3 protein-coding genes are annotated in these 8,094 nt (G+C 65.3%); all 3 read left to right on the plus strand.

The features are described from left to right. Positions 1 to 5: 5 nt before the first annotated feature. Positions 6 to 1,205, plus strand: coding sequence for a cellulose synthase complex periplasmic endoglucanase BcsZ (bcsZ, locus tag PQR67_RS25735; RefSeq protein ID WP_408465415.1), 1,200 nt, complete (start codon positions 6 to 8; stop codon positions 1,203 to 1,205). After that, positions 1,196 to 6,004 (plus strand): cellulose synthase subunit BcsC-related outer membrane protein, encoded by a 4,809-nt coding sequence (locus PQR67_RS25740; protein ID WP_408465417.1) that lies wholly within the window; start codon positions 1,196 to 1,198, stop codon positions 6,002 to 6,004. The genes bcsZ and PQR67_RS25740 overlap by 10 nt, the downstream gene beginning before the upstream one ends. A gap of 496 nt (positions 6,005 to 6,500) precedes the next feature. Next, positions 6,501 to 8,094: PAS domain-containing protein (locus PQR67_RS25745; protein WP_408465419.1), on the plus strand; the 1,594-nt coding region annotated here is incomplete at its 3' end.

An 8,094-nucleotide genomic window follows, 5' to 3' on the forward strand; every position in this document is an offset into this window, starting at 1 on the left:
CTGATATGCGGGTTCGAATCAATAAAACCTCTATGACGCTAACGGTGGGCTTCGGTCTCGCGCTTGCCGCGGCCGCGAGTGTTGCCGCCATTACCAAGGTGGCCCAGACCACCTCGCCTGGTCAGCCTGCTCAGTGCAACACCGACTGGCCGGCCTACCGCATCTTCGTCGAACGCTTCGTGCAGGCCGATGGCCGCGTGATCGATTATTCGTCGCCGCAACTGAAAACCACCTCGGAGGGCCAGTCGTACGGCATGTTCTTCGCGCTGGTCGCGAACGACCGCGCGACCTTCGATCGCCTGCTCGACTGGACCCGCGCGAATCTCGCGGGTAATCAGTTCGACGCACAGAACGTGCGGCTGCCGTCGTGGCTCTGGGGCAAGAAACCGGACGGCTCGTTCGGCGTGCTCGATCAGAATTCCGCCTCCGACTCCGACCTGTGGATCGCCTACGATCTGCTGCAGGCCGGCCGCCTCTGGCATGAAGCAAGTTATACGCAACTCGGTCAGGCGCTCGCCGCCCAGATCGCGCGCCAGGAAATGACCACGCTGCCGGGCGTCGGCCCGATGCTGCTGCCCGGACCGCAGGGCTTCAAAATTGGCGGCGTGACGCGCCTGAATCCGAGCTATCTGCCCTTACCCGTGCTGCGCGCGTTGGCCAAGGACATGCCGAACGGCCCGTGGGGCAAGCTCGCCGATAGCGCCTACAAGCTGATCAAGACTACCGCGCCTCAAGGCTTCGCGCCCGACTGGGCCGCGTGGCAGAACGGCCAGTTCGTGGTCGATCCGAAAGAAGGCGACACGGGCAGCTACGATGCGATCCGGGTCTACCTGTGGGCCGGTCTCACGTCGCCCGCCGATCCGCTCGGCAAGCCCTGGCTCGCGGCGCTCGGCGGCATGCGCGCCCGCGTGGCGCAAACCGGCATCCCGCCCGAGAAGGTTTCGTCGACCACCGGCACGGCGAGCGGCGAAGGACCGTTGAGCTACTGGGGCGCGCTGGCGCCGTACTTCAAGGCGCTCGGCGACGAGCGCGGCCTCGGTCTCGCACGCACCCACCTCGCCGTGCTCGACACCACCGTGCCGGGCCGCGAACCTGTCTATTACGATCGTGTGCTCGGCTTGTTCGGCACCGGATTTATCGACGGCCGCTATCGTTTCGACGAAGCCGGCCGTCTCGTGCCAAGTTGGAGAAATGCATGCGACTGAGCGCCCTCGCGTTGTCATTGCGGTTCGCGCTGAGCCTGACTGTCGTCTGCTGCGCGGCGGCGGCTTCGCCTGACGCGTTGGCGCAGGCGTCGAAAGATCCGCTGAGCGTGCTGATCGATCAGGGCAAGTACTGGCAATCGCATCACCGCGGCGACCTCGCCGAACAGGCGTGGCAGAAAGTGCTGCGCATCGACCCGAAGCAACCCGATGCGCTCTACGGCATGGGTATGGTGCTCGCCGACCGCAAGGACGGCGCGGGTGCGCAGCAATATCTGGCGCGTCTGAAAGCGGTCGCGCCGAGCTATCCGAATCTGGACGAACTCGGCCGGCGTCTCGGCGAATCGAGCCTGCGCGATCAGACCGTCAATGATGCGCGGCGGCTCGCGCAAAGCGGCCAAAGCGCGAGTGCGGTGGAGGAATACCAGCGCGCGTTGAACGGCAAGCCGGCCACGCCGGAACTGCAGCTCGAGTATTACCAGGCGCTGTCGGCCACGCCGCAGGGCTGGGATCAGGCACGCCGCGGCCTCGAACAGCTCGCGCGCGACAATCCCGACGACCCGCGCTACGCCCTCGCCTATGCCCAGCATCTGACCTATCGCGACTCGACGCGCCGCGACGGTATTGCGCGGTTGCAGAAGCTCGCCGGCGACAGCACCGTTGGCGCGCCGGCAAAAAAGAGCTGGCGGCAGGCCTTGTTGTGGCTGGACGCACGGCCTTCCGACGTCGCAACGTACGAAGCCTATCTGCAAGGCTCGCCCGACGATGCGGCCGTGAAAGCGCGCTTCGAGTCGATGGTTCTGCAGGACAAGGCGGCCCGTGATCGTGCTCAGGAAAATGCCGCCGTCGACGCCCGTGGCCGCACCATCGCCGACGGTTTCGCCGCGCTCGATCGTGGCGACCTCGGCACGGCGCGAGCGAAGTTTTCGTCAGTACTGGCAAATAGTCCGAACGACACCGACGCGCTCGGCGGCATGGGTATCGCCGCACTGAAGCAGGAACACTTTGCCGAGGCCCGCAACTATCTGGAGCGCGCGTCGCGCGGCGGCAATCCGGCGCGCTGGAAAACCGCGCTCGATAGCGCAACCTACTGGACCTATACCAGCGACGCGATCGGCGCGCGCAGCAATGGCGAGTTCGTGAAGGCGAAGTCGCTGTTCGAACGCGCGATCGCGCTGAACCCGTCCGACGTCACCGCGCAGGTGCTGCTCGGCGAGATGCTGCTCTCGAATGGCGACCCGGCCGGCGCCGAGCAGGCCTACCGGATGGCATTGCGCCGCCAGGCCGACAATCCCGATGCGATTCGCGGCCTCGTCGGCGCGCTCGCCGCGCAAGGCCGCGGCGACGAAGCGCTGCAATTCGCCAATCAGCTGAACAGCGAACAGCAATCGAAGGCCGGCGGCATCAACCGTCTGCGCGGTGAAGCGCAGGCCGCCCAGGCACGCGCGGCCGAAGCGCGCGGCGATCTCGGCAGCGCGCGCAGCCTGTTTGAAGACGCACTGCTGAACGATCCCGACGATCCCTGGCTGCGCCTCGACCTCGCGCGCATTTACGTGCGCCAGGGCGCGGTGGCGAACGCGCGCAGCATGATGGACGGACTGCTCGCCGCGCATCCCGACATGACCGACGCGCTCTACGCGAGCGCGTTGCTGTCGGCGGAAACGCAGGACTGGACGGCCGGTCTCGCGCAACTCGAACGGATTCCAGTCGCGCAACGCACCGACGCGATGACGACCCTGCAGCACCGTTTGTGGGTGCATCAGCAAGCCGACCTCGCAACGCGGATGGCGCGTAACGGCCAGTCGCAGCAAGCGCTGGCCACCTTGCGCGCCGCCGAACCGGTCGCCGCCAACAACCCCGAACTGATCGGCGTGATCGCGGCCGCGTATCAGCAGGCCGGCGACCCGAATCGCGCGTTGGGTCTCGTGCGCAGCGCGATGAACGCGGCGCCCGGCAACACCGATTTACTGCTGCAATACGCGGGCATTCTGTCCGCCACGCAGCAGGAAGCCGAACTCGGCATGGTGATGCGGCGGCTTGCGTCGATGCAATTGACGCCCCAGCAGCGCACGGACTTCGGCAATCTGAATCTGGGTATCGTCATCAAGCAATGCGACGCGGTGCGTCAGCGCGGCGATCTTGCCAGCGCCTACGACGTGATCGCGCCGTGGCTGGCGGCGATGCCCGACAATCCCGATCTGCAAGCCGCCCTCGGCCGCCTCTATTCGAGCGCCGGCGACGACCGCAACGCGCTTGCCAGTTACCGCGTCGCGCTGCAGCGCAAGCCCGACGATCTGAACCTGCTGCAGGCGAGCATCTCCGCGGCGGCCGGCGCCAAGCAGTTCAGCTATGCCGAATCGCTCGCGAAGCAAGCGCTCGCGGCAGCCCCAGGCGACCCGGGCGTGCTGGCGACGGTGGGCCGCATGTATCGCGCCGAGGGCAAGCTGTCGCTTGCCTCGACTTATCTGCAGCGCTCGCTGGTCGCGGCCAATACGCCGCTGATGGCCAACGCCCAGCGCGCCAATGCACCGAGCAACGTGCCGCGTGGCTGGGAAGTCGCGATGCGCCGCATTGGCGCCACGCCGCTGCCGGGCACCAATCCCTTCGAAGGTAAAACCGCCACGATCTCGCCGACCGACGCCGACAACGCGGCGTTTGCCGGCGGCGGCTCCAATGCCGCGCGTGCCTCGCTTCCGTACTCGCAGTCCTCCTTGCCGTCACAGACCGTGCCGAACTATCCGCCGCCCACGCAGCCCGCGCCTTACGTCGCGCCTTATACGGCACCCGCGCCGCAGCCGTATTTGCCCAATGCCGCACCGAATGCCGCGCCCTCCGCGTTGCCCTATAACGCGCCGCGTCCGGGCGTCAACACGGGTGGCTACGGTCAGGAGGCCAACGGATCGAGCCAGTCAGGCGCGCCGTTGCAGCCGTATCCGGGCCAGGGCCAGGCGCAGATGCAGCAGGCCCCGCAGCAGCAGTACAACCCGGGGTATCCGCAGCAAGGCGGCTACCCGCAACAAGCGGGGTATCCGCAGCAAGGCGGCTACCCGCAGCAAGGTGGGTATCCGCAGCAGGCGCAATACCCGCAGCAGATGCCGGACGGCTACGCGGCCACACCGTGGCCGATGTCGCCCGCGGCGCGCGAAGCGCAAGCCAACGGCGGTTCGATGCAACAGCCGCGTTACGCCAGCTCGCCCACCGGCACGAAACGCTCGACCAGCAAAAAGCCAAGCGTGGCGAAGAGCAACCGCAACACGCAAGCCTACGCGCAGGCGCCGTATGGGCAGAGCCAGGGCTACCCGCAGCAGCAACAGCCCTATTACGGCCAGCAAGCTTATCCCCAGCAGCAACAGGCTTACGCGCAGCAACCTTATCAGCCGGTTCCGCCGCAGCAGGCTTACGGTCAGCAGCCTTATCAGCCGTATCCGAACCAGGGATCGGGTTATTACGCGCAGCAGCAGCAACCGTACATTCCGCAGCCGCCGACCGGTTATGCGCAGCCGTATTACCCGCAGCAACCCGGCGCGAATGGCAACGGCGGCGGCTACCCGCAACCGAACGTCGCCAACACGCAGACACTCGGCGTGGCGGACGAACTGGCTCAGGTCAATCGTGAGCAGGCGAGCACGGTGTCGGGCGGGATCGTGTTCCGCAACCGTTCGGGCGAGGACGGCCTGTCGACGCTGACCGATATCGAAGCGCCGATTCAAGGGCGCATCAAGGCCGGCAACGGTCATATCGTCGTGACCGCGACGCCGGTTACGCTCGACGCCGGCACCGCCTCGGGCAATCTCTCGACGCTCGCGCGATTCGGCGCGGGGCTGTCCAGTTTCAACTCCGCCACCGCGGCGGTCGCCGGCAACAACACGTATGGCAGTCAGACCGCGAGCGGCGTGGGCTTGTCGCTCGGCTACGAAGCGCGCAGCTTTAGCGGCGATATCGGTGTCACGCCGCTCGGTTTCCCCGAGAAAACCATCGTGGGCGGCCTGCAATACAACGGCGGCATTACCGACAAGGTGTCGTATTCGCTCGCCATTGCACGCCGCGCGGTGACGGACAGCTTGCTGTCGTATGCGGGCGCGCGCGATTCGGGCTCCGGCCTCGAGTGGGGCGGCGTCACCTCCAACGGCGGCCTCGGCAGCCTGGCATGGGACGACGGCACCAGCGGCCTGTACGTGAATGCCGCGTATCAGTTCTACCAGGGCTACAACGTTGCGAGCAATAACGCCGTCAAGGGTGGCGGCGGTGTCTATACACGCGTCTTCAAGGATGCCGATCAGACGCTAACCGTCGGCGTGAACACGACACTGATGCGTTATGCCAACAACCTGTCGTACTTCACCTATGGTCAGGGCGGTTACTTCAGTCCGCAACAGTACGTGATCCTGAATCTGCCGGTGGAATGGACTGGGCGCAACGGTCAGTTCACCTATGACGTGAAGGGGTCGATCGGCGTGCAGCATTATCGTCAGGACGCGTCGAACTACTTCCCGCTCAATGACGGTTCCAACCGCCAGAGCACCGCCGCTGCGGTAGCCAAACTCATCGGCACGAGTGTGGATAGCGGCGCGGTTTATCCTGGGCAGAGCAAGACCGGCCTTTCTTATTCGCTTAGCGCGGTGGGCGAATATCAACTCGCGCCACAGTTGGCGTTTGGGGCGACCGCGTCGCTCGGCAATGCTTATGAGTATCGTGAGTGGCTTGCCGCTGTTTATGTGCGCTATAGCTTTAGCAAACAGACGGGATTGCAGCCGTTCCCGCCTACGCCGCTCACGTCGCCTTATTTGTCGTTGTCGAATTAGCAGTCTTTTGCGTTGGGCGGCGGCGGAACATTGCCGATCCGCTCGCGCCGTCATCAGTTCATAAGCGGAGCAAAGGCGGCAGCGGATGCTGCCGTTCGCGCTATTCCGGCGCGAGCGCAATAGCGACCTGACGCCCGACGTATGTCCAGTTCAGGCACCTCAGGCAGCGCGTTTCGTGTGATGTTTTTCCCGCGCATCGTATCGCTTCGCGAGCCGTTCTTTCCGCTTTGCACCGCACTATCCGGGTAGCCCAGGTAAAGGTTGCCACGCGGTGGCCTGCCTGTCGCCAGCATTGTTCGGCCAGCCCCATAAAGCGCACTCGATCCCCTCACCAGCCGGGCGTTGTCGCCTACAATTATTCCTGCCGCGTGGCCGCTTCGCGCCCTCGGTGTACGGCAGACGAATTCATCCCACCTCCTGAGGGGCATTCACGCGCGCCATGCGCGTCGGCAGAGTGGGAACACACTCATTGACGTGAACTCTGTGGAGCGCAGCCATGCCCTTTCCGGCGCAAGACCACGGCTGCCCCGGCTGGAACGGGGAAATGGCGCGGCGCATCAGCGAATTCGACTGGCGCGCGACCAGCCTCGGCCCAGTGGAAGACTGGCCACGCAGTCTCACTGCCGTCGTTCAAATGCTGCTCGCCTCGCCCGTACCCCTCGTGCTTCTATGGGGCAAACCGGGCTACATGATCTATAACGACGCCTACGCGATCTTCGCAGGCGGACGGCATCCCTATCTGCTCGGTTGTCCGGTCGAGCGCGGCTGGCCGGAGGTCGCCGACTTCAACCGTCACGTAATGAAGACCTGTCTGGCCGGCGGCACCTTGTCGTATCGCGACAAGGAACTGGTTCTGCTGCGCGACGGGAAACCCGAAGACGTCTGGATGGACCTGTACTACAGTCCGGTCGCCGACGACAGCGGCGCACCTGCGGGCGTACTCGCGATGGTCGTCGAAACCACCACACGCATATTGACCGAACGCTGGCGGCAACGCGCCGAGGCGGAACTGCACGAGACCAACGAACGGTTGCAACTCGCGCTCAATACCGGCGCCGTGCTCGGCACCTGGGTGCTCGATCTGCGCACCGGCACCGTCACCGGTGACGAACGCTTCGCGCGCACCTTTTCGTTTCCACTGGAAGAAGCCGCGAAGGGGGTCGAGCGCCATGCCGCGACGCAAGTGATCCATCCCGACGACCAGCCGCTCAACGATCGCCTGACCATCGAAGCGATGCGCACCGGCGAGCCGTTTCGCGCCGAGTACCGGATTCGCCGCCCCGATGGCGACTATATGTGGGTGCAGGCGAACGGCCAGTGCGAGTTCGACGAACACGGGAAGCCGACGCGCTTTCCCGGCGTGCTGATCGACATCCACGAACGCAAGATCGCCGAGCAATCGCTACGTCAGTTGACCGAAACACTCGAACAACGTGTCGCCGATGAGGTCTCCGCACGGGCACTCGCCGAAGAGCAGTTGCGCCAGGCCCAGAAGATGGAAGCGATCGGCAGTCTGACAGGCGGCGTCGCGCACGACTTCAACAACGTGCTGCAAGTGATCAACGGCAATCTGCAGATGCTCGCCGCCGATACCGACGGCAATCCGGCTACGTCGCGGCGTTTGTCCGCCGCGACCGATGCCGTCAAACGCGGCGCGAAACTCGCCGCGCATCTGCTGGCCTTCGCGAGGCGCCAGCCGCTCTCGCCGATCGTGCTGAACCCGCGCCGCCTGCTCGCCGGCATGAGCGAGATGCTGCACCGCGCGCTCGGCGAGACCGTCAAGATCGAAACCGTGTTGAGCGACGATCTGTGGCGTGTGCAAGTCGATCGCAACCAGCTCGAAAACGCCCTGCTCAATCTTGCCATCAACGCGCGCGACGCGATGCAGGCCGACGGCACGCTCACCGTACGCGCGACGAACCGCGTGCTGGATGCCCAGTTTTGCCGTGGCAAGCCGGAGCTCTCGCCTGGAGAATACGTGGTGTTCTCGGTGACCGACACGGGCATTGGCATGAAGCCCGAAATTCTCGAGCGCGTATTTGAACCGTTCTTCACCACCAAGCCCGATGGCCACGGCACCGGTCTCGGCT

Source organism: Paraburkholderia fungorum, from assembly GCF_046026025.1.
In the GTDB taxonomy this organism is placed as follows: Bacteria; Pseudomonadota; Gammaproteobacteria; order Burkholderiales; family Burkholderiaceae; genus Paraburkholderia; species Paraburkholderia fungorum_E.

Bases quoted from the DNA above. Each gene is read 5' to 3' on its own strand.
- PQR67_RS25740 (WP_408465417.1), top strand. From the start codon at position 1,196: ATGCGACTGAGCGCCCTCGCGTTGTCATTGCGGTTCGCGCTGAGCCTG.
- bcsZ (WP_408465415.1), top strand. From the start codon at position 6: ATGCGGGTTCGAATCAATAAAACCTCTATGACGCTAACGGTGGGCTTC.